Raw genomic sequence first — 22,744 nt, forward strand, 5'->3', positions numbered from 1 at the left:
CCCCGAAGGGTGGCTTAATGTCCTGAATTCACAGGAAGAATCTGGTGGCCCCTGCTGGACTTGAACCAGCGACCAAGCGATTATGAGTCGCCTGCTCTAACCACTGAGCTAAGGGGCCAGTGAGTGGCGGGGATTATAAGGTATCTCTGGCGGCTAATCCAGCACCTCCGGGTTTAGTTGCTGTTTTTTACAGCAATTGTCACAGAGTGCGGCGGATCCGTCGCGCGGCCGGTCAGCGGGCCTCTCAGCCTGTCGGGGCCTGCAACACCTGGTAGCAGTAAATTATCGCGCCGGCGCGATGATTTTTATAACATTTATCCGGGAAAATAATTACGCCTGTATCAATTCGGAGATAACCCATGAAGTTCCCCGGCAATATCCCTTCAGTGATCGAAAAAAGCGGATTAATGGTCATCCTGATTTCCACCATTATTGCTTTAGTCAGTCATGTCGTTACCATGATCATGGATCGTCAAATCACGGTCAGCGATATCCTGCTGTTGTTTATGTACCTTGAGTTTATTTCGATGACGGAAACCTACTGGAAGATGGGCCAGCTACCGGTACGCATGCCGCTGTATATCGCGATGGTCGGTATTGCCCGTCATCTGATGACCGAACCCAGCGATATTAAACCGCAGGAAATCGTTCTTTATTCCCTGGGGATCGTGCTGCTGGGCGTGGCCGTGCTGATTGTCCGCTACGGGCACTTCAAATACCCGTATAAAAACCACGAAGCCGACGAAGACAGCTAACCTCCGCCCGGAACGGCCGGCCAGTGGCCGGCTGCTCTCTTTGCTTTATCACCGCATCAATACCGCTTACTGCCTCTCACTCTTTCCCGATAATTTTTACAGGACAGAGGAAGCAGCGCATAATTATCCGCGAAATATTTGCTCCCCCATGCCCAGGGACTTTGAAATGATGGAATCAAAACGCGAACAACGAATACAACGCCTGCTGCAGGAAATAAGCTCTGCCGGACAGCTTCACCTGCACCGGGCCGCGGCGTTGCTCGGCGTTTCCGGAATGACCGTCCGCCGGGATATCAGCCAATACCCGCAGCAGTTATTATTACTGGGCGGATATATTCTCAATGCCACTCCGCGCACTACTGACCACTATTTCATTTCTGATCAGGCCACCCGCCAGGTGGCCCGGAAAAAACAGATTGCACAGCTGGCAGCCACGCTGGTCACCAAAAATGAGACCGTCTTCTTTGATTGCGGAACGACAACGCCACATATTATTGCCGCTATCAATGACGATTTGCCGTTGACTGCCCTCACCGCATCCATGAATACGTTTCTGGCATTACAGGAAAAATCGTCCTGTCGGGTGATCCTTAGCGGGGGTGAGTTTCATCCGGATAATGCCATTTTCACCCCGACCGGGACGCATCCGTTACTGGACGAATTCTGCCCGACGCTGGCTTTTATCTCTGCCGCCGGTCTGGATGAACATCAGGGGGCGACCTGCTATAACTTCAATGAGCTGGCCATGAAACACCATGCACTCAAGCGTGCTGCCCGCAAGGTACTGGTGATGGATAGCAGCAAATTTGGCAAAGTCTTTCCGGCACGGATCGCCAGCATTACCGCTTTTGATATGTTGTTAACTGACAGGCCTTTGCCTGCCACACTGGCGCAGCAACTGGCGGAGGCGGGTGTAGAGGTGCTGATCGCCTGAGCCTTCCGGTCGTCCTGACCGCCGCAGTGGTCACCGCCCCGCTCTTTGCCTATGATGGGATCTTCCCCCTATCACAGGATATCCCGATGAAAGTTGCTCTCGGACAGTTCGCCGTCAGTCGTGAATGGCAGGAAAATGCCGATACCTGTCTGGCCTTAATGGCCCAGGCCGCCGGGGCCGGGGCCGATTTACTGGTTTTACCGGAGGCTATTCTCGCCAGAGATAATACTGCCCCTGCCTATGTGGTGGAAGCCGCCCAGCCGGAAGATGGCCCGTTCCTGCGCCGGTTACTTGCCGCCAGTGAAGGCAACCGCTTAACCACTATCTTTACCCAGCATGTCCCGGCCCCGGGAGAACGGGCTATCAATACCCTGTTTGCCCTGCATCAGGGGCAGATTATTGCACGCTACGAAAAGCTGCATTTGTACGATGCCTTTGCCGTACAGGAATCCGCCCGGGTGAACGCCGGGCAGCGGATCCCGCCCCTGATCACGGTGGCCGGAATGCAGGTCGGTCTGATGACCTGTTATGACATCCGTTTTCCGGAAATGGCCCGACGGCTGGCGCTGGACGGGGCAGATTTACTGGTACTGCCCGCCGCCTGGCTACGCGGGCCACTCAAAGAAAAACACTGGCAGATGCTGACGACCACCCGTGCGCTGGAGAATACCTGCTACCTGGTTGCCGTCGGAGAGTGCGGACCGAAGAATATCGGGAACAGTCTGGTCGCTGATCCGCTGGGCGTGGTGATTGCCAGTGCAGCCGAAGCGCCGGCCCTGATTTTTGCTGATATCGATGCCGGGCGACTGCGTTACGCCAGAGAGGTGCTGCCGGTGCTGGAAAACCGCCGGTTTGCGGCGCCAACACTTCGTTCGTCCTAATCATTTATCGCGGTAGCGCTCACTGCTGCTGCGCTTTTTCTTTTTTATCAGATTATTTTTTTACTTGTCATAACAAAAGGATATTAGCCCGAACAATCGTCAGGCTTTACAAGCTGCCCTGCACTTTTTATAGTCAAAAAACACAAAAAATCATCAATATATATTATCTGATCATCACCGCTGCTTTTGACTGAAAGGGATAACGCTTGAAAACTGCAATTGCGATCCATGGCGGTGCCGGGACCATTACCCGCCAGGCGCTGAGTAAAGAAAAAGAACAACAGTACCGCCAGGCCTTAGAAGATATTATCCGCGCCGGTCAGCAAATTTTACTGGCCGGCGGCAGTGCGCTGGACGCGGTGACCGAAACCGTACGTCTGCTGGAAGAGTGTCCTCTGTTTAACGCAGGTAAAGGTTCGGTGTTTACGCATCAGGCCACCCATGAGCTGGATGCCTGTGTGATGGATGGCCGCACACGTCAGGCCGGTGCCGTGGCTTGTGTCAGTCAGGTACGTAACCCGGTGCTGGCTGCCCGGGCCGTGCTGGAAAAAACACCTCATGTCTTACTGGCGGGTGCCGGTGCGGAGACTTTCGCAGCCGAACAGGGTCTGGAAACGGTTCCTCCTGATTTTTTCTCTACTCCGCAACGCTATGCCCAGTTACAACAGGCATTGCAGCAGGGCGATATTCTGCTCGATCATCAGCAGGATACCGCCGACCCGCAAGGTGACCCTATCGACCCGCGCAACAAGTTCGGTACCGTCGGGGCTGTGGCACTGGATAGCGCCGGCCACCTGGCGGCAGCAACATCTACCGGCGGTATGACCAACAAACGTCCCGGACGCGTAGGCGATACTCCCCTGCCTGGTGCCGGCTGTTATGCCGACCGCCGGGTTGCGGTGTCCTGCACCGGCACCGGTGAAGTCTTTATTCTGACTCAGGCCGGATACGATATCTCTGCTCAGATGAACTATGCAGGCCGTTCCCTGGAACAGGCTTGCGATCATCTGATGCACACTCTGGGTGAAATGCAGGGTGTTGGTGGTCTGATTGCTATCGATGCCGGGGGTAACCTGGCACTGCCGTTTAACAGCGAAGGGATGTATCGGGCTTCTGCCAGCGGTCATGAGCCACCACAGGTGGCTATCTACCGTTATCCGCCAGCCTCCTGAGGAAATATCATGACTGATTTGCAGAATATCCTGCTCCACGATCCTGACCGGGTTCTGGTGGCTGAAAACCTGAGCGTGACCTTCCGTCAGGATAATCAGGTTTTTCAGGCCGTGGATTCCTTATCTCTTTCCGTCAGCCACGGCGAAACGCTGGCACTGGTCGGGGAATCCGGCTCCGGTAAATCCGTCACCTCGCTGGCACTGATGGGGCTTATCCGGCAGGCCGGTGGCCGTGTCACCGGCGATCGCTGGCTGCGCCGTCGCAACGGCGATCTGTTTGATCTCGGTAATGCGGATCAACAACAACTGCGCCGGATCCGCGGTTCCGACATCGCGATGATCTTTCAGGAGCCGATGACGTCACTAAACCCGGTTTTTTCTGTCGGTGAACAGATTGCCGAGTCCCTGCGACTTCATCAGGGAAAAACAGCGCATCAGGCCTGGCGTGAAGCCCGGGAATTACTGGATCGCGTAAGAATCCCGGCAGCAGCGGACACTATGCAGCGCTATCCCCACCAGCTATCCGGAGGAATGCGTCAGCGGGTCATGATAGCCATGGCACTCAGTTGCCGTCCTGCCCTGCTGATTGCCGATGAACCGACCACCGCACTGGATGTCACTATCCAGGCTCAGATACTGAACCTGATCCGCGAGCTGCAACAGGAAATGCATATGGGGGTGATTTTTATCACTCACGATATGGGCGTGGTAGCCGAAATGGCCGACAAGGTGACGGTCATGCACCGTGGTCGCCAGGTGGAATCAGCACCGTTACGGGAACTATTCCGCCAGCCCCGGCAGGAATATACCCGCGCCCTGCTGGCTGCCGTGCCAAAACTCGGCGCCATGCGCGGTCAGCCATTGCCGGCAAAATTTATTTTACCGGGAGAAACCGCCCCGGTCAGCGCACAACCGGATACGGTACAACGTGATCGTCCGCCGGTACTGGAGGTACGTGATCTGGTCACCCGCTTTGATATCCGCGGCGGCTGGCTGAATCGCGTGCAGCGGCAGGTACATGCGGTGGAACACATCAGTTTTGATCTTTACGCCGGAGAAACCCTGGCGCTGGTCGGGGAATCCGGCTGCGGCAAATCCACCACCGGTCGTTCTCTGCTGCGACTGGTGGAAAGTCAGGGAGGATCGATTACCTTCAATGGTCAAAGGATCGATAAGATAGGCGGATCCGCACTGGCGCATTTACGCCGGGATATTCAGTTTATTTTTCAGGATCCTTACGCCTCACTCGACCCCAGGCAGTCCGTCGGGTATTCCATTATGGAGCCGTTACTGGTTCATAAGGTGATGGACCCGCAAGCCGCGGCAAAGCGTGCCGAAGAATTACTGGTGCGCGTCGGCCTGGAGGCCGGACACGCCGCACGCTATCCCCATGAGTTTTCCGGTGGTCAGCGACAGAGAATTTGTATTGCCCGGGCCCTCGCCCTGAACCCGAAAGTTGTGATTGCGGATGAATCTGTTTCTGCGCTGGATGTCTCCGTGCAGGCCCGGATCGTCAATCTGATGATGGATTTGCAGCAGGAGTTCGGCATCGCTTTTCTGTTTATCTCTCACGATATGGCGGTGGTCGAACGCATCAGCCACCGGGTTGCCGTGATGTATCTCGGACAAATCGTCGAAATCGGCTCCCGTCAGGATGTGTTTGAAAATCCGCAACACCCTTATACCCGTAAACTGATGGCGGCAGTCCCGGTCGCAGACCCGGAGGCAGTGCGTCATCATTTTGCAACGAAGGCAGAAGACGTGCCGGATGCCATCTATGCCCGCGGGGAATCTCCGCCGGTCGTTTCCCTGACCCGCGTTTCCGGTCAGCATTTTGTTGCTAACAGCAGCCACCCTTTTAGCTAACGTTACGATGCCCTCTGCGCGTGACCGGCAGTCAGGCAAAGCATCATTACAGGAGAGCAGGACGATGAACCAGAAAACAGTAAAGTGGCTGATCGCCGCAGGCATTATCGGCAGTAGCAGTGTTTCACTGCCCGCGTTTGCGGCTAAAGATATCGTGGTTGCCGTATTGTCAGACTTCACCACCATGGATCCTTACGATGCGAACGATACCCTGTCGCAGAGCGTCGCCAAGTCGTTCTATCAGGGGCTGTTTGGTTTCGATAAGAATATGAAGCTGGAAAACGTGCTGGCGGAAAGCTATACAGTAAGCCCGGATGGGCTGACGTATACCTTTAAGTTACGTCCCGGGGTGAAATTCCAGGATGGTACCGATTTTAATGCAGAAGCCGTGAAGGTGAACCTTGATCGAGCCAGTAACCCGGCGAATCACCTGAAACGCTATAACCTGTTTAAATATATCGCCCATACCGATGTCGTTGACCCGCTGACGGTCAAAGTGACCCTGAAACAGCCTTTCTCTGCCTTTATTCATAATCTGGCGCATCCGTCTGCGGTGATGATTTCGCCGGCGGCACTGAAAAAATACGGTAAAGATATAGGTTTCCACCCGGTCGGGACCGGCCCTTACCAGTTTGTCAGTTGGGATCCGACCGATGATATGAAGGTGAAAAAATGGGATGGTTACTGGAAAAAAGGCTATCCGAAGCTGGATGAAATCACCTGGCGTCCGGTAGAAGATAACAATACCCGTGCCGCCATGCTGCAGACCGGTGAAGCCACCGTCGCTTTCCCGATCCCTTACGAGCAGGCACCGTTACTGAAAAAAGACAGTAAGCTGGATGTCGTGACCTGGCCGTCCATCATGCAGCGCTATATCAGCCTGAATGTGACACAGAAACCGTTTAATGATCCGCGAGTACGCGAAGCATTAAATTATGCCATTAACCGTCAGGCGCTGGTCAAAGTTGCCTTCTCCGGCTATGCCACTCCGGCCACCGGCATTGTGCCACCGGCTATCGCCTACGCACAGACCTTCCCGGCCCCGGTGTATGACCCGGCCAAAGCCCGTGAACTGCTGAAAGAAGCCGGTTACCCGAACGGCTTTGAAACCACCCTCTGGTCATCCCATAACTACACCACGGCGCAGAAAGTGCTGCAGTTTGTTCAGCAGCAACTGGCCCAGGTGGGCGTAAAAGCACAGGTGACGGCGATGGATGCCGGTCAGCGGGCCTCACAGGTAGAAGATAAAGGACAGAAAGAGAGCGGCGTCCGTATGTTCTATACCGGCTGGTCAGCTTCCACCGGTGAAGCAGACTGGGCATTAACCCCGCTCTTTGCAACGGCCTCCTGGCCACCGGCTATCTTTAATACCGCGTTCTATAGCAATCCGAAGGTCGATAAAGACCTGGCCGATGCGCTGAAAACCACCAACGAAGCAGAGAAATCTGCCCTGTATAAAGATGCTCAGGAGCGTATCTGGCATGACCAGCCCTGGATCCCGTTGGCGGTGGAAAAACTGGTGTCTGCAAACAACAAAAATCTGACCGGCTTCTACATTATGCCGGATACCTCATTTAACTTTGATGATGCGGATCTGAAGTAACTGATCGGGCAGGCGGTAACGCCTGCCCCCTGCCACCAGGACTGTGCATGCTTAATTATTTTATCAAACGTCTGCTGGGGATGATCCCGACGCTTATCATCGTGACGGTGCTGGTCTTCCTGTTTGTGCACCTGTTGCCGGGTGACCCGGCACGCTTACAGGCCGGGGCGAATGCCGATGCAACCGTTGTGGCCATGGTCCGTCACCGTCTGGGTCTCGACCTGCCGTTACCGCAGCAGTTCTGGAATTATCTGGTGCGGTTACTGCACGGCGACCTGGGCCAGTCGATGGTTTCCAGGCGGCCGGTCAGCCAGGAAATTGCCATGCGTTTTATGCCGACCCTGCTGCTGACACTGACCAGCATGGTCTGGGCCTGCGTCTTCGGATTAATCATCGGCTTAATTTCGGCGGTATGGCGGAATCGCTGGCCGGATAAGCTCGGTATGCTGCTGGCGGTCTCGGGTATTTCATTCCCGGCCTTTGCCCTGGGCATGTTACTGATGCAGATTTTTTCTGTGCAGCTTGGCTGGCTGCCTACCGTGGGTGCCGGCAGCTGGCAGCACTATATTCTGCCTTCGCTGACGCTGGGTGCCGGTGTGGCGGCAGTGATGGCCCGCTTTACCCGCTCCTCTTTTATTGAGGTCATGGGCGAAGATTATATGCGCACCGCCCGGGCGAAAGGGGCCACTGAATTCTCGGTGATTTTTAAACACGGTCTGCGCAATGCGATGATCCCGGTCGTCACCATGATGGGCTTACAGTTCGGCTTTCTGCTGGGCGGCTCCATTGTGGTTGAAGTGGTTTTTAACTGGCCAGGCCTTGGCCGGTTACTCATCGATTCGGTTTCCATGCGCGACTATCCGGTGATTCAGGGAGAGGTACTGCTGTTCTCCTTTGAATTTATTCTGATTAATTTGCTGGTTGATCTGTTGTATGCGGCGATCAATCCGGCTATCCGTTACCGCTGAAGGATCACAATGAAAAACTGGCGACGTGATGCAGCGCTAAAAGCGATGCCTCTGCTGAGCGAACACCGGCCACGGACACCGTGGCGGGAGTTCCTGCACCGCTTCCGGCAACAACCGGTGGCCATCGCTGCGGCGGTCTTTATCCTGCTGTTGCTGATCCTGGCGGTGATTGCCCCGTGGATCAGTCCCTACAATGCAGAAATGTATTTTGATTATGACCGGTTAGACCAGGGGCCGACCCTGGTGCACTGGTTCGGTGTCGACTCGCTGGGACGGGATATTTTCAGCCGGGTGCTGGTCGGTACGCGGATCTCCCTGCTGGCGGGCGTGTTTTCTGTCGCGATCGGCTCAGTGATTGGCACCCTGCTGGGCCTGATGGCCGGCTATTATGAAGGCTGGTGTGACCGGATCATTATGCGTATCTGCGATGTGCTGTTCGCCTTCCCGGGGATCCTGCTGGCGATTGCGATTGTGGCTATCATGGGGAGTGGCATGTCCAACGTGATCCTGGCCGTGGCCATTTTCAGCGTTCCCGCGTTCGCCCGACTGGTACGGGGAAATACCCTGGTACTGAAACGGCAAACCTTTATTGAAGCTGCCCGCAGTATCGGTGCCTCTGACAGCCATATTTTATGGCGACATATTCTGCCAGGCACTCTCTCCTCCATTGTGGTTTATTTTACGATGCGGATCGGTATTTCGATTATTTCCGCGGCCAGCCTCTCGTTTATCGGCCTCGGTGCCCAGCCGCCAACCCCGGAATGGGGTGCGATGCTGAATGAAGCGAGGGCGGATATGGTGATGGCACCGCACGTCGCGATTTTCCCCTGTCTCGCTATCTTCCTGACCGTACTGGCCTTTAATTTACTGGGTGACGGACTGCGGGATGCACTGGACCCGAAACTGCGCGGGGATAACGGTAAGTAAGCCCGCCCCGGGCTGAGACTTACGGGGAAAAGGCCCCCGCTTTCCTTTTTACCGTCAATCAGGGAATAAATACCCGGGGTCCCCCCGGGTCCTTCTCCGTAACGTCCGGAATTCTCCGCAGCCTGCTGTTTTTTCTGCCTCCGCGATTAGCCATTACCCGGCGTCGTCTGTCTGGTCTCCTGCACTTAATCTTCAATTGTCAGAGGGTCACCGGGCGTCAGATTTCAGTTGGCCGTTGGCCGGGTTCAGAGGAGCAGATTTGATGATTCAGTCATACTGCGGGGCTAAGGTTCCGGGACGTTGTGGCTCTGTACAAAGTGTTTTTTTGGCAGGCAACAGGTCTGCGGTATCCGCACCGCGTCGATCCCGCGATACTGATACCACAAAGAAACCGGCACGATGGCCGGTTGATGATTAATAAGTAATTCCGGGCGGGTTCACCTGTGAAACGGTCACTGCCTCTTTCTGTTCCCCCCAGCGGGTCATCACCTGCTGATAGGTCCCGTTTTTGATACTGCTGTTTAGCGCCGCCTGTAAGGCATACACCAGCCCGTTGCCTTTTTTCGTTGTGACCGCCACCTGAGCCAGCTTCGGACCCAGTCCGACAACGCGGGTTTGACCGGTGAGTGCTGCTTTGTAGCTGGCCGCGGCCTGCGGACCGAACAGAACATCGACCCGTCCGGACAGCAGTGCCAGGTTGACGGCTGCATCATCGGTCAGATAGACCGGCGTCGCCTCCGGCAAATGCTGGCGCTTATTCTGCGCATTCCAGTCCAGTAAAATCCGTTCCTGGTTGGTGCCCGAACCGACCACGACTTTTAATCCGGAGAGGTCACGGGCATCGTGGATCTGCCGGATAGGGCTGTTTTCCCGGACACTGAACGCCAGCGAATCCGTCCGGTAAGTTGCGAAGTCATACTTTTTCTTACGGTCTTCCGTCACGGCAATATTGACCAGCGCCGCATCGTACCGGCCACTGCTGATCCCCAGCGGCCACTCTTCCCACGACACAGGGACCAGCCGTAACTTCAGCCCCAGTCCTCCGGCAAGCAGCCTGGCGATATCCGGGTCACTGCCGATGCGGGTCCGGTTATCGTTGCCCAGCAGGGCCAGCGGGGGGAGTTCATCGCCGAAATCGCTACCGTCAGCTCGCCGGGATGCGCAAACCGGAAACCTTTCGGGATCAACGCCACGGCGGCCGGGGACGCCGGGGCAATGACCGGCGTCTGATTTGCGTCTGAATCCAGCGGAGTCCGGGCATACAACGGGGCCGAAGCTATCATCAGTAATATCAGATAGCCACGTCTGTGCAGAAAGCGGGTCATAAGCAGATCCTCAAAGTACACTCGACAGAAAATTTTGTGTTCTGGCATGTCGCGGATGATTCAGCACCTGATCACTGCTCCCCTGCTCTACAATTTCCCCGTCCACCATAAACACCACCTGGTCGGCGACCTGGCGGGCAAACCCTATTTCATGGGTGACAATCACCAGTGTCCTGCCGGACTTCGCCAGCTGTGCGATGACCTCCAGCACTTCCCCCACCAGTTCAGGATCCAGTGCCGAGGTGGGTTCATCAAACAGCATCACTCCGGGGTCCAGCGCCAGCGCCCGGGCGATGGCGACCCGTTGCTGCTGCCCTCCGGAAAGGTGACGCGACCAGGCGTGGGTTTTATGCTGTAACCCGACCGATTTCAGTAACTGTTCAGCCCGTGCGATAGCCTGTGGCCGCGTCAGTCGCTTATGCACGACCGGAGCTTCAATAATATTGTCGAGCACGGTGAGATGCGGAAAGAGGTTAAAGTTCTGGAAGACATAGCCGACATTCAGCCTCTGTTTCAGGATATCTTTTTCTTTCAGTTCATAGAGCTTGCCGTTTTTCTGCCGGTAGCCGATGTACTCCTCATCAATCCGGATAAAACCGGCATCCGGTTTCTCCAATCGGTTAATGGTACGCAGCAATGTCGATTTACCGGATCCCGACGGCCCGAGGATCACGGTCACAGATCCCGGCGGGATCTCCAGGTCGATATTCTTCAGCGCATGGAAGTGACCATAGGTTTTACTGATCCCGGTGATGGAGATCTTTCCCTGCGGATTAACTGTTGCGGACATAGGAAACCTCCTGAGGCAGATGACTGTTTTTAATCAAGGCCGGGACCGGGGTCTGCACTGCGGCTGCATGCGCCGGGGAGTGGGGAGCCGCCTTACGCTCACTTTTTGCCATCATTTTTTCAGCCAGTAACTGAATAACCGCCAGTACACTGGTGATCACCAGATACCAGCAGGCACCGACCATCAGTAAAGGGATCACTTCCTGGTTGCGGTTATAGATCATCTGAATGGTGTAGAAGAGTTCAGGCATTGCCAGCACGTACACCACTGAGGTACCTTTCACCAGACCTATCAGCTCATTAAAGCCGGTCGGCAGAATAGAGCGTAATGCCTGGGGCAGAATAATACGCCAGGTACGACGCCAGACCGGGAGACCGAGAGCGGCGGCGGCCTCATATTGTCCGTCATCCACCGAGCGGAATCCTCCGCGGATCACCTCGGCCGTATAAGCGCTCTGTACCAGCGTCAGCCCGACCACAGCGGTCTGGAACTGGCCCAGCACATTGATGGTCTGAAAATGCCCCCAGCTCAGCGAGGTAAAAGGCAGGCCAATGGATAACGTGTCATACAGGTAAGAGAAGTTATAAAGAATAATCAGCACCACAATCAGCGGCAGTGAACGAAATAACCAGATGTAGGCCCAGGCCAGCACCCGGAGTAAGGGTGAGCGGGAGAGCCTCGCCATCGCCAGTATTCCGCCAAAAAGCACACTCAGAAAAGCACTGAACACGGTGATCAGTAAGGTTCGTCCCAGCCCTTCCAGGATCACCGGGTTAAAGAACCATTTTGCAAATACCGGCCATTCCCAGCGTGGATTCAGGGCCACCGACTGGATAATGCCACCCAGGATCAATACCGAAAGTACCGTCCCGGCGATCCGCCAGGGGTAACGGGCCGGCACAATTTTCTGTGATAAAGGTAAATCAGACATGAGCATTCACTCCTTTACGCGCGGAACTGGCCGGTGCCACCAGCGTTTTAGTAAACCTCAGCCGTCCGTCATACGGAGGATGGCTGTATTCTTCAAAATTACGATGAATATCAAAACCGGGCTGATAGCCCAGAGAGAGATACAGTGCCACCGCCTCCGGCTGCCGGAATCCGGTGGTCAGATACATCTCCCGGTAACCGGCATCGATGGCATGTTGCTCAAGCTGGCTGACCACGCACCGGGCAATCCCCTGCCCGCGTAATATTTTATCTGTCCAGATCCGTTTAATTTCGGCGGTCTGTCCGCGATATGACTTATACGCCCCGGTGGCGATGATTTTCCCGTCTTCTTCAAGCACAATGAATAGCCCCTCAGGCGCAACATAGCGTTCCGGTAAATCATCTTCCGTATGCCCGGCAAAATAATCACCGTAGCGCTGCCGGTACTCGTCAAACAGCCCGCTCAGGACAGGCTGCAACTCTGCCGCCTCAGGCGAAATGATCCTGAATCTCCTCTGTGCCATAACGCTCTCCTAGTCGCCCAGTCCGGGAGGATTAATTTCCGCGGCAGGGATCCCTTCCAGACCTTCTCCCCAGCGATCCAGGACTTTCTGATAATCACCGTTCGCAATTGTGCCGTTAATGGCCGTCTGTATCGCCCGGGTCAGACCACTGCCTTTTTTAAGGGTCACGGCGATATGGGCCGCTTTTGGCCATCCGCCATCCACCGCACCGGCAAAACGTAAGTGACCCCCGTTCGCCGCTTTCCAGGCACCCAGGACATGCGGGCCAAAATAGGCATCAGCACGGCCTGATTGCAGATCCAGCGTTTCCGAGGCTCCATCCTGGGTGTAGACAGGCGTAAAAGGTGCCAGCCCGTGACTACGGTTCTCTTTATCCCACGCCAGTAAGATGGCTTCCTGATTCGTGCCTGAGCCGACAATAATTTTCAGTCCGGCAATGTCAGCCGGTCGGTTAATCGCTTTGATTTTTGAAGACTTTTTGACATAGAACGCCAGTAAGTCCTTGCGATAAGTCACAAAATCAAACTTCTTTTTTCGTTCCCGCGTCACGGTAATATTGGAGATGGCCGCATCATATTTGCCGCTGCTGACGCCCAATGGCCAGTCATCCCAGGAGGTGGGCACGATACGCAGTTTAAGGCCCAGACTATCGGCAATCAGCCTGGCAATATCCGGTTCACTGCCGATCAGCGTTTTATTGTCATCAGCCACAACGGTGAGAGGTGGCGAGGTGGCACCATCGACCGCCACGGTAAATTCTCCCGGATGAATAAAATGAAAATCCTTCGGTATTTGCGCAATGGCCGCAGGGTTTTTCGGGGTATCCACGGGCTGAGCATTTTTAGCCAGATTAATCGCCGTGTTATTGATGGTGACCTCTGCGGCACTGGCCGTAAAAACCGCCAGAGTGCCGGCGAATGCCAGTGTGCGCAGCGCTACGCCTGAAATCATACAACCTCCTGTAACTGTGACGACGGAGCAAACTGGTTCTCCGGAAGCGGCAAATCAAACGATTCGCGCAACGTGGTGCCCGGGTACTCTTTCCGGAACAGGCCTCTGGCTTGTAATAAAGGGATCACCTGGTCAACAAAACGCGGGAAGACTTCCGGTGTGCCTCCCTGAATAATGAAACCGTCAGCCCCCTCATTCTCAAACCAGAGCTGCATCTCATCGGCAATCTGTTCCGGCGTGCCATGAAATACCGGGCGAGGGGTTGCAGCTTCCAGAGCGACCTGGCGCAGAGTGAGTCCCCGTTCACGGGCCTGCTGTTTGATGTGATCCGTGGTACTGCGGAAACTGTTACCGCCCAGCTCACCGATATCCGGGAAAGGTTCGTCCAGCGGATACTGACTGAAATCGTGGTGCTCGAAATAGCGTCCCAGATAATTCAGCGCATTTTCAATCGAGACCAGGGCTGCCGTCTGCTGATACTGGCGCTCCACATCCTGTGCATCCTCCCCGACGATGACCGAGACCCCCTGAAAAATGTGTAGGTCATCCGGATGACGCTGATGCCCGGCGAGTTGCTGTTTCACATCCCGGTAAAAGCGCTGCGCTTCACTGAGCGTGTACTGATGGGTGAAAATGGCATCGGCATGTTTTGCTGCCAGTTTTTTCCCGTCGCTGGAGGCCCCGGCCTGAAAAATGACCGGTCTTCCCTGAGGGGTACGGCCGATATTCAGGGGACCGGCGACGCGGAAAAACGGGCCGTTATGGTTCAGCGGATGAAGTTTATTTTTATCAAAAAACTCGCCAGTGGCTTTATTGCGGATGAAAGCATCTTCTTCCCAGGAATCCCACAGCCCTTTCACCACCTCCAGATACTCATCGGCAATACGATAACGCAGGGCATGTTCAGGGTGATGTTCACGGGAATAGTTTTTTGCAGATCCTTCCAGCGGCGACGTCACAACATTCCAGCCGGCTCTGCCGCCACTCAGATGATCCAGACTGGCGAACTGCCTGGCGACGGTGAACGGATCACTGTAAGAGGTGGATACTGTCCCCACTAATCCCAGATGCCGGGTGGCACCCGCCAGTGCAGATAAAAGCGTCAGGGGTTCAAACCGGTTAAGAAAATGAGGGATCGACTTTTCATTAATATATAAACCGTCGGCAATAAATAAAAAGTCCAGCTTCCCTTCTTCCGCTTTTCTGGCGGTTTCCCGGGCAAAATCAAAATTAATACTGGCATCTGCGGTTGCCGCAGGATGTCGCCAGGCGGACATATTTCCGGATGCGCCGTGTAAGATCGTACCTAATCGTAATTGCCTTTTATTGGACATAGTTCCTCCGGGAGACAAGTATTCCAGAAAGTAATCAGTGAATGACTGTCCGGCTGCAGGGCCGGTCAGATGAAAAATATGGGATATTCCCCCCCGCCCGGCGATCAGGCGACAGAACTTTCTGTCGTGACGGGTGAGACCTGGCGGGCCGCGGAGTGCTCTCTTTCCTGAGCCAGCAGACGCAGCGTGTTAATCCTGATCTCCGGCTGACTTAACGGAAGATCGAGCATAAATTCGCTGACCGAAAATTCCTGATGCAGGGCTTCAAGCTGAGAGAGCACTTCACGGGCATTCCCTGCCAGGATCGCGGTTTCTTTACGGCTGACCGATTTCACGGCAACCTCACTCTGGCGGATAAAGCTGTCTGCCTGAGTTTCGCTCCCGACCGTCACGTGCCGGCCGTTCACCAGTTCCACCTGCCATAATTCGCACTGCGCCGCCTGCCTGCGGGCCTCTTCACCGTCTTCGCTGACAATGACCTGCACCGCAATAATGACCGGCAACCGGGTCTCTGCCTGCCAGTAGTCGCTGAATGTCCGCAGAAGAGAACGGTCACCGTTCAGATGTGCGGCAAAGACAAAAATTCCAGCCCAGGGACGACGCCAGTGCAGCGCTGTCAGTACTGGCGCCTAATAAATACTTATCCGCCGTCCGGCCGGGCAAAGGCGTTGCGCGCAGCCCTGGCTCATCCTGCGAGGGGTGTCCCGGGTGTTGCAGAAAACTGTCTAAGGATTGCAACTGACTGGCGAACGTCCCCTGTTTATCAGGGTCCTGCGCGGCCTGTAGTGCTTTTGTTGATAACGGTAACCCGCCGGGCGCCTTGCCGACACCCAGGTCGACTCTGCCGGGCGCGAGAGTGGCCAGCAGATTAAAATTTTCTGCCACTTTATAGGGGCTGTAATGCTGTAACATCACACCCCCTGACCCCACTTTCAGATGCTTTGTCTGTGCCAGTACCCAGGCGATGAGTATCTCCGGGGAAGGACTGGCGAGACCTGAGGTATTATGATGTTCTGCCAGCCAGAAACGCCGGTAGCCCCATCGCTCGGCAGCCTGAGCAAGCCCGGCCACCCGCTGTAATGCATCGGTTGCCGTTTCACCCTCATTCACCGGGCACTTATCAAGTACACTTAACTGATAAGACATATATTTACCTTACCTGACCGAATTATAAATCCATTATTAGCCTCCCGGCTCCGGTTAATGAAATATAAAATCGTCTCTTAGTTAGATAAAAATAATAATAAATAGAGCGTGTTCACTTTCTGATATTAATAATGAATAAAGTAAGAATAAATAATGATTAAGCGAATAAACGCCCCGATGAATAAATAAAATGTCAAACCGCCTCCCGGACGGGAGATAATAAAATACCGGCTAACCTGGCGGTCAGTTTATTTTATCGGCATATAACACAATATCCACGCGGATAGGATCACTGACAAGGGCAGGATATTGCCCCATACCAAAAGCACTGCGGGAAATGAGGGTTTGTGCGGATAAACGGATACGCTGCAACGAAATATCGCTCTGCTGTGCATTCAGGATCAACGGTTTACGCACAGTTTTAATCTGCAGGCTTCCCAATACCCGGTAGCGTCCCTTATCCAGAGCCACCATCCGGCTGCTGCCGAAAAACGCATCGGGGTAGCTTGCCGTATCGAAGAACGTCCGGCTGCGAAGTGCCCGGGTCAGCAGCCAGTGATGGGCGTCCAGTTGCCCGACAGGGATCGCCGACTGCAGCGTATTACGATCGTCCTCACGTGGATCATAGGTCAGGTCACCGCGGATCCCGGTGATCCTGGCGTGGTATTCGCCGCCGCCGATCATCCGCCAGCTCAACACCAGGGAGCTTAGCTGCGGATTAATATGATACCTCGCCCCGAAAGCAGGCAGTGAAGCCCAGGCCATTAGCATCGGCAGCAGGAAATTCCAGGGTCGCATAGTGTATCCGCAGAGGTGAAGAACGTGACTGCGGATGATAAGCGGTCTGTCTGATGTTTAACAGTTCTGTCGTATAAAGACGTCATCACATCGCCGGCAGAACCGCTTTATCGACGGGTTTCCTGAAGTATGTGCTGAGAAACGGTGACTGATTTGCCGGGGGAATGCGGCAGACCCCGTGTAACCCCCGGCAAAGAAATTCAGCAGTGCCCGGCCTTGCGCTACCGGGACCACGGTCAGGCGCTGGTCGTCTTCTCAGTGGCAGGCGTGGCCGTCTCCGCAGGAATAAACGGTTCCCCCAGTGTCAGCATCAGGCGGTTAGCCCAGGCAAAAAAGGCTGCCGACTGGATCAGATCGGTGATTTCGAGCGTACTCAGCGGTAACTGTTGCAGTGCCTGCAGATGTGCCGTGGTCAGCTGTGGCGGGGTCAGAGATAAGGCGGCAACGGCCTCTATTTCCGCCTGCCAGCGGGCAGACTGTCCGTCAGATAACGGGTCTCCGGGCTGCACCTGCAGCAGTAACGCCACTTCATCCTGTAATTTTGAAAGCTGGCTCGCTTTACGGGCATGAACCGACGCACAGTAGATGCAGCCATTCACTTTACTGACCACCGTGGCGGCCAGCTCCCGTTCCGCCCGGGCTAACCCCCCGTGAGTGTAAAAAATACCTTTGTCTGTCAGGGTACGTTGTTCCAGTACCGGCTGATCCCGTCCGAGCAGCCTGAAATAATCCGAATCCTGATGACCAAACTTTCTCAGACTCTCCTGCCCTTGCGGGCTGAAATCACTGAAGGGTTTCGCCGGCAGCCAGGGTTCCCAGCCCAGCGGTTTACGGGTAAAGGCGAGGGGGGCCTGCCGGTGTCCGGCCGTTTTTGGCTGAGTGTGCCAGCGTCCGGCAGTGACCGGAGCCGGTAAGGGAGCTACCGGCAGAGGCTCCGCCGCTGTCGTCAGCGACTCCAGTAAAGTGAATCCGTGGATCAGGCGGCTCTGGAAACTGACAAACGAGACCAGTTGCGCCAGAGTGATAATCTCATCTGTCTGCCATCCTGCCTGCTGCAACTCCGCGAGATCTGCCGGTGTGGCAGCCACCGGCTGAAACGTCAGTCGTCGGGCAAAACTCAGCGCACTGCTCAGACGTTGCGGATTAACGCCCTCCTCCGCCAGCCTCAGATAGTGCTGTAACAGTCCGGCAGACTGGTGCCAGTCTGCTACCTGTGCGGCAATCGCTGCCCGAAGGGCTAACGGAAAAGACTCACTGCCGGTACTGAACAAGGCCTGATAGCTGCCCCGGGTATGTTCTGTCGCTGCCGCACGGAATTGCCGGCTTTCTGCCAGCTCAGACCCGGCAGAAATTGCCGACAGTTCATCAATCAAATCGTGAATTTCGCTCATGCTATCCTCTCTGGCTGTAAGGTGGCCGCAGACCGACGTAACACCGGGGCGATATAACGGGATATCAGTTCCAGCGAACGCAGCACATCCTGATGTTCCGGTTCAACGGAGTGGACCTGGAAGGAAATATCGGTGACCCGTGACAGGCTACTGTCAGCTAACAGCGACGACAGTACATCCGGAGGGTCACCAATATGGGCATCAAACTGACCGATAAAATCATCCAGTGTTTCGCCCCGTAACTGATGTCCCGCCTTCCGGTAGCTTTCGGCCTGTGCGGTAAGCCCGGGCAGAGCCACTTTTCGGGCATAATTCCGGTCATCAGCCACAAAGGCCGTCCGTGACGCCAGAATACGGGGAGCAATACCTGCCGGCAGCGCCTCCAGATACGCATCGATCACCGGGTTTTGCAGAGCATCCAGCGGCAATGACGGCTGCCCGGCCGGACGTGGCTGGGTGCGGGATAACATCAGTCCGTGACCGGCTTTTCCGGCCCGGGCAGCACCTTCCGGAGAAAAGGTCGCAATCCAGATCCTGTCATTCAGCCCCTGAGCGGCCGGATACAGGTGATTATCCGTCCCTGACAGGGCATCCCCCTGCCAGGCCTGGGTCAGGGTGGCAAGGTTTGCGGCAAAGGCAGCACCGCGCTGTTCAAAAGTGAGGCCGAAAGGGGCAAAGGAGCCTGGCGTACCGCCGGACCCGAGGCCCAGCTCCAGCCGGCCGCCGGTCAGCAGATCCGTGACGGCAGCATCCTCCGCCACCCGTAGCGCATTTTCCATCGGCAGGGTAATGATCCCGGTTCCCAGCCGGATTTTTGAGGTGTGAGCTCCGGCATGGGCCAGGAAAACCAGCGGTGCGGGTAAGCCACCTTCCTGTTCATGGAAATGATGCTGGGCAACCCAGGCACTTTCAAACCCCAGAACTTCGGCATGGCGGATCTGCTCTGTCGCCAGGCGGTAGCGTTCCGCCGCAGGCGCTTTATCCAGCAACCGGGTAAAAAAACCAATACGTTTCTGCGTCATATGCTTACCTCCTGACGGCGATTAAAGGACGGGATCGCAGCAATCAGTTGCTGTGTATAATCCGTCTCCGGAGCAGTAAAAATCTTAGCAGTTGTCCCCTCTTCGATCACTTCGCCGCCTTTTAATACGGTCACCCAGTGAGCAATACGTCTGACCACCTGCAGATCATGGGTAATAAACAGGTAGGTCAGCGCCAGTGTTTGCTGTAGCTCTGCCAGTAATGCAAGGATCTGTGACTGAACCGTCACATCCAGGGCCGACGTGGCTTCATCCAGCACCAGGATTTCAGGTTGCAGGACCAGTGCCCGCGCAATCGCGACCCGCTGCCGCTGTCCCCCTGACAACTGATGTGGTCGCCGTGAGAGTAATTCAGGATCCAGCGCGACCTGCCTGGCCACTGCGATGACCTGTTGCTGGCGCTGTTCACGGGTCAACGTATGAAAATTAAGCAGAGGTTCCTCGATCACCGAGAACAGGCTCTGACGCGGATCCAGTGACGAAAACGGGTTCTGATACACAAACTGGATCTTCCTGCGCAACTGTCGCCAGCCTTCAGCCGATGCTCCCTGCACTGGGCTGTCACAGATCACGACCTCGCCGGCATCTGCCTGCTCAAAGCCCAGCAGGATACGTGCCAGCGTCGTCTTCCCTGACCCGGATTCTCCGACCAGTGCATGAGTTGTCCCCCGCCGGACCGTCAGTGAAATTGTGTTCAGCGCCTGCAGCCGCTGCTGACGACTGAGAGAAAATTGTTTACTGACTCCCTGTATACGAATGACCGGGGACGTGTCCCTGTCGCTTTCCGGCCGGGGGTCAGGTAACACCATGTTTGCGGCAACATCGGACAGTAACCGTGCCGTGTAAGGATGCGACGGCTGCTGTATGACTTCAGCCACCGTTCCTTGCTCCAGTAATTTCCCGCCGCGGAACACCGCCAGCCGGTCGGCATGCTCCGCCGCCAGCGCCAGATCATGAGTCACAAACAGAACGGCAGTACCGTATTCCTGTCGCAGCTCATCGATAAGAGTCATAATCCGTTTCTGAACGGTCACATCCAGCGCACTGGTCGGCTCATCGGCAACGATCAGTGCCGGTTTCAGCGCAATGGCAATCGCAATCAGTACCCGCTGTTTCATTCCCCCGGAAAGCTGGTGCGGATACTGAGCAATTCGCTGTTCCGGATGGCTGAGGCCGACACGTGTAAACAGTTCGATAGCCTGCTGATCACGCTGTTTTCGCGACAGACGGGTACCTCCTGCCTGCAACACTTCGCCCAGCTGATCCCCGAGCGTTTTCAGCGGATCCAGTGAGTTCCCCGGGTCCTGCGGGATCAGTGAGATCTGCGACCCGCGCAGCCCGTCAAGCCGGCGTGAAGACCACTGACTGATGTCTTCTCCCTGAAACAGAATACGTCCGCCGGTGCGGCGACCGTTGTCCGGCAGTAAGCCGATCACCGCCTGGGCCGTGGTCGTTTTTCCGGAACCGGATTCGCCCACCACCGCCAGCATTTCTCCCGCTCCCAGCGTCAGACTCACCTGATGAACCGTTTCGTTCCAGCCATTCTCTGTGCGATAAGCCAAAGTCAGGCCATCCAGTTGCAGTACCGGCAGTGTGGATCCCGTCATAGGTTTTCTCCTGATAATGCACGGCTGATACGGTTGGTCGCCAGCACGATACCGATCACCACCACGCCCGGGAAGACGGTCAGCCACCAGGCCGTCGCCAGGTAATTTCTGCCTTCAGCGATCAGCAGTCCCCATTCCGGGATCGGCGGCGGGCTCCCGAACCCCAGGAAACTGAGGGTCGATAAGGCCAGAATGGCCTGGCCGAATTGCAGGGCTGAAAAAGCCAGAATATTCGGTAACGCATTCGGTAAAACATGGCGGAAAAATACCGCAAAGAAACGCCCGCCGCTGCCAAAGGCGGCTTCGATATAATCCTGCTGCCGGATGCGCAAAACTTCGGCCCGGGATAAGCGGGCGAAATGTGCCACGGAAGCACAACCCACGGCCAGTGCTGCATGTAACGTCCCGGCCCCCAGCAGAATAATGATCGTCAGCGACAGGAGTAATGCAGGGATGGACAACAGAACATCCACCAGCCGCATGGTCAGGGTTTCGGTGGTACGTCCGCTAAAAGCGGCCAGCATCCCGCCCAACGACCCGACTACCAGGCCGACACTCACCGCCGCACTCGCTGCCGACAGCGACCAGCGGGCACCGTAGATGATCCGGCTATAGAGATCACGGCCCAACTGATCGGTCCCCAGCCAGTGATGGCTGTCCGGGGGCATCAGTTGTGTCCCGGGGACACCGCTCTCAGGATCGTAATGGGTAAGAAGCTGCGGAAAAATCGCCGCCAGGATCGCGAGCAGGATAATCATCCACGCCAGCCAGACGCCCGGCCGGACACGCTGAAGCTGCAGGTATTTTCCGGAGCGACGGGGTTGCAGTCGAAGCGTTTCTGTCAGGCTCATTATCTACCTCTGTAGGCTGTTTTCAGGCGCGGGTCGAGCAACGGCGTGACCAGGTCGGCCAGCAGATTAATCACGACATAAGCCAGTGCAGAAATCATGACGACCGCCTGCAGAACATTCACATCCTGTGCATTCACGGCCTGCTGTGTCACTGCGCCCAGTCCGTTAAGGCCAAAGACTGTTTCCGTGACCAGGGCTCCGGCAATCAGCTCACCCAGTAGCAGGCCGGCGACGGTCAGTAACGGCAGGCTGGCATTCCGTAATACATGGCGGAACAGCACCCGTAACTGACTGACACCGCGTGACCGGGCCGCCGCAATAAAGGGCTGAGTCCGCACCTGATCAATACTGCGCATAAAGATCTGTGCCAGCGGTGCCGCTATGGGGATCGCCAGCGTGATCACTGGCAGGATCATGCCGCCGATGGGTGAGGGATCGATAACCGACACCCAATGCAACTGAAACGAAAAGATCTGGATCAATACGATCCCTGTCCAGAACACCGGCAGGGAGACCAGCAGAGACGGCAGTGAAAGCAACATATTCCGTAAACGGTTCAGTCCCGGCAGTGAGGCGAGGATGGCAAGCCCGGGGCCGATGATCAGCGCCAGCAGAAATCCCGGTATCACCAGCTTCAGGGTTTGCGGAAAGTTAGTCGCCAGAACCTGTGTGACAGGGACCCCGAGCTGTACCGAATAGCCCAGGTTGCCATGTAATACCGCCACCAGCGCCGAGAAGTATTGCTGCCAGACAGGGACACCTTCACCGTACACCTTACGCATCTGGTCTATCTGCTCTGCACTTAACCCCAGTGACGGGTCGAGGAACTTAATCATCACCGCATCGCCGGGCAGTAATTGCAGCAGAATAAATGAGAGTGTCCAGGCAGCCCAGAGCACCAGAAGCCCCTGTGCCAGCCGTTGCAGTAAATAGCGTCCCATGGCCTCGCCT

18 protein-coding genes, 1 tRNA gene and 3 pseudogenes are annotated in these 22,744 nt (G+C 55.8%); 8 read left to right on the forward strand and 14 right to left on the reverse strand.

The annotated features are described in order from the left end of the window. Window positions 1-42: 42 nt before the first annotated feature. A tRNA-Ile gene (locus GTPT_RS00145) sits at window positions 43-118 on the reverse strand. A gap of 241 nt (window positions 119-359) precedes the next feature. On the opposite strand from GTPT_RS00145, the gene GTPT_RS00150 reads away from it, so the two are divergent. The 8 genes from GTPT_RS00150 (at window position 360) to gsiD (ending at window position 9,106) form a co-directional block, all read left to right on the forward strand. Beyond that, on the forward strand, window positions 360-755 hold the full coding sequence (locus GTPT_RS00150; protein WP_025904014.1) for a phosphate-starvation-inducible protein PsiE: 396 nt from the start codon (window positions 360-362) through the stop codon (window positions 753-755). A gap of 169 nt (window positions 756-924) precedes the next feature. After that, window positions 925-1,689: a DNA-binding transcriptional repressor DeoR gene (gene deoR / locus GTPT_RS00155; RefSeq protein WP_025904013.1), complete on the forward strand. Its 765-nt coding sequence runs from the start codon at window positions 925-927 to the stop codon at window positions 1,687-1,689. A gap of 86 nt (window positions 1,690-1,775) precedes the next feature. Continuing rightward, on the forward strand, window positions 1,776-2,570 hold the full coding sequence (locus GTPT_RS00160; RefSeq protein WP_025904012.1) for a deaminated glutathione amidase: 795 nt from the start codon (window positions 1,776-1,778) through the stop codon (window positions 2,568-2,570). Between the two features lie 206 nt (window positions 2,571-2,776). After that, window positions 2,777-3,742: an isoaspartyl peptidase/L-asparaginase family protein gene (locus GTPT_RS00165; RefSeq protein WP_025904011.1), complete on the forward strand. Its 966-nt coding sequence runs from the start codon at window positions 2,777-2,779 to the stop codon at window positions 3,740-3,742. Window positions 3,743-3,751: 9 nt separating this feature from the next. Further along, window positions 3,752-5,608, forward strand: a complete 1,857-nt coding sequence (locus GTPT_RS00170; protein WP_025904010.1) for a dipeptide ABC transporter ATP-binding protein — start codon at window positions 3,752-3,754, stop codon at window positions 5,606-5,608. A 64-nt stretch (window positions 5,609-5,672) separates the two neighbouring features. Continuing rightward, window positions 5,673-7,211, forward strand: coding sequence for a glutathione ABC transporter substrate-binding protein GsiB (gene gsiB, locus GTPT_RS00175; protein ID WP_025904009.1), 1,539 nt, complete (start codon window positions 5,673-5,675; stop codon window positions 7,209-7,211). A gap of 47 nt (window positions 7,212-7,258) precedes the next feature. Next, complete coding sequence (gsiC, locus tag GTPT_RS00180) at window positions 7,259-8,179, forward strand: glutathione ABC transporter permease GsiC (protein ID WP_025904008.1); 921 nt, start codon at window positions 7,259-7,261, stop codon at window positions 8,177-8,179. 3 nt (window positions 8,180-8,182) lie between these two features. Then, window positions 8,183-9,106, forward strand: a complete 924-nt coding sequence (gsiD, locus tag GTPT_RS00185) for a glutathione ABC transporter permease GsiD (protein WP_025904007.1) — start codon at window positions 8,183-8,185, stop codon at window positions 9,104-9,106. A 414-nt stretch (window positions 9,107-9,520) separates the two neighbouring features. Here the strand turns inward: gsiD and GTPT_RS00190 are convergent. The 13 genes and pseudogenes from GTPT_RS00190 to GTPT_RS00250 all read right to left on the reverse strand — a co-directional run bounded on the left by GTPT_RS00190 (window position 9,521) and on the right by GTPT_RS00250 (window position 22,734). Next, window positions 9,521-10,389, reverse strand: a pseudogene (locus GTPT_RS00190) (transporter substrate-binding domain-containing protein). A gap of 52 nt (window positions 10,390-10,441) precedes the next feature. Next, window positions 10,442-11,221, reverse strand: a complete 780-nt coding sequence (locus tag GTPT_RS00195) for an amino acid ABC transporter ATP-binding protein (protein ID WP_029990624.1) — start codon at window positions 11,219-11,221, stop codon at window positions 10,442-10,444. After that, window positions 11,205-12,152, reverse strand: coding sequence for an amino acid ABC transporter permease (locus GTPT_RS00200; RefSeq protein WP_371190696.1), 948 nt, complete (start codon window positions 12,150-12,152; stop codon window positions 11,205-11,207). Before GTPT_RS00200 ends, GTPT_RS00195 begins: the two co-directional genes overlap by 17 nt. Then, entirely contained in the window at window positions 12,145-12,675 is a 531-nt protein-coding gene (locus GTPT_RS00205) for a GNAT family N-acetyltransferase (RefSeq protein WP_029990626.1), read from the reverse strand. The genes GTPT_RS00200 and GTPT_RS00205 overlap by 8 nt, the downstream gene beginning before the upstream one ends. 9 nt (window positions 12,676-12,684) lie before the next feature. Beyond that, entirely contained in the window at window positions 12,685-13,626 is a 942-nt protein-coding gene (locus tag GTPT_RS18000) for an ABC transporter substrate-binding protein (protein WP_025904002.1), read from the reverse strand. 31 nt (window positions 13,627-13,657) lie between these two features. Beyond that, a pseudogene (locus GTPT_RS18005) lies at window positions 13,658-14,960 on the reverse strand (LLM class flavin-dependent oxidoreductase); the annotation flags it as partial. 104 nt (window positions 14,961-15,064) lie between these two features. Next, window positions 15,065-16,106, reverse strand: a pseudogene (locus GTPT_RS00220) (MsnO8 family LLM class oxidoreductase). Window positions 16,107-16,349: 243 nt separating this feature from the next. Further along, entirely contained in the window at window positions 16,350-16,904 is a 555-nt protein-coding gene (locus GTPT_RS00225) for a YceI family protein (protein ID WP_029990628.1), read from the reverse strand. A 236-nt stretch (window positions 16,905-17,140) separates the two neighbouring features. After that, the gene (locus GTPT_RS00230; RefSeq protein WP_025903998.1) at window positions 17,141-18,295 is read right to left on the reverse strand and encodes an alkylhydroperoxidase domain protein; all 1,155 of its coding nucleotides are present in this window, start codon (window positions 18,293-18,295) and stop codon (window positions 17,141-17,143) included. Next, window positions 18,292-19,317 (reverse strand): putative FMN-dependent luciferase-like monooxygenase, encoded by a 1,026-nt coding sequence (locus tag GTPT_RS00235; protein WP_025903997.1) that lies wholly within the window; start codon window positions 19,315-19,317, stop codon window positions 18,292-18,294. The genes GTPT_RS00230 and GTPT_RS00235 overlap by 4 nt, the downstream gene beginning before the upstream one ends. Further along, complete coding sequence (locus GTPT_RS00240) at window positions 19,314-20,942, reverse strand: dipeptide ABC transporter ATP-binding protein (RefSeq protein ID WP_038010603.1); 1,629 nt, start codon at window positions 20,940-20,942, stop codon at window positions 19,314-19,316. The genes GTPT_RS00235 and GTPT_RS00240 overlap by 4 nt, the downstream gene beginning before the upstream one ends. Next, the gene (locus GTPT_RS00245; protein ID WP_029990636.1) at window positions 20,939-21,793 is read right to left on the reverse strand and encodes an ABC transporter permease; all 855 of its coding nucleotides are present in this window, start codon (window positions 21,791-21,793) and stop codon (window positions 20,939-20,941) included. The genes GTPT_RS00240 and GTPT_RS00245 overlap by 4 nt, the downstream gene beginning before the upstream one ends. Next, window positions 21,793-22,734, reverse strand: coding sequence for an ABC transporter permease (locus GTPT_RS00250; protein WP_025903994.1), 942 nt, complete (start codon window positions 22,732-22,734; stop codon window positions 21,793-21,795). Before GTPT_RS00250 ends, GTPT_RS00245 begins: the two co-directional genes overlap by 1 nt. Between the last annotated feature and the right edge of the window lie 10 nt (window positions 22,735-22,744).

The organism is Tatumella ptyseos ATCC 33301 (genome assembly GCF_000735525.1).
GTDB classification, from domain to species: domain Bacteria; phylum Pseudomonadota; class Gammaproteobacteria; order Enterobacterales; family Enterobacteriaceae; genus Tatumella; species Tatumella ptyseos.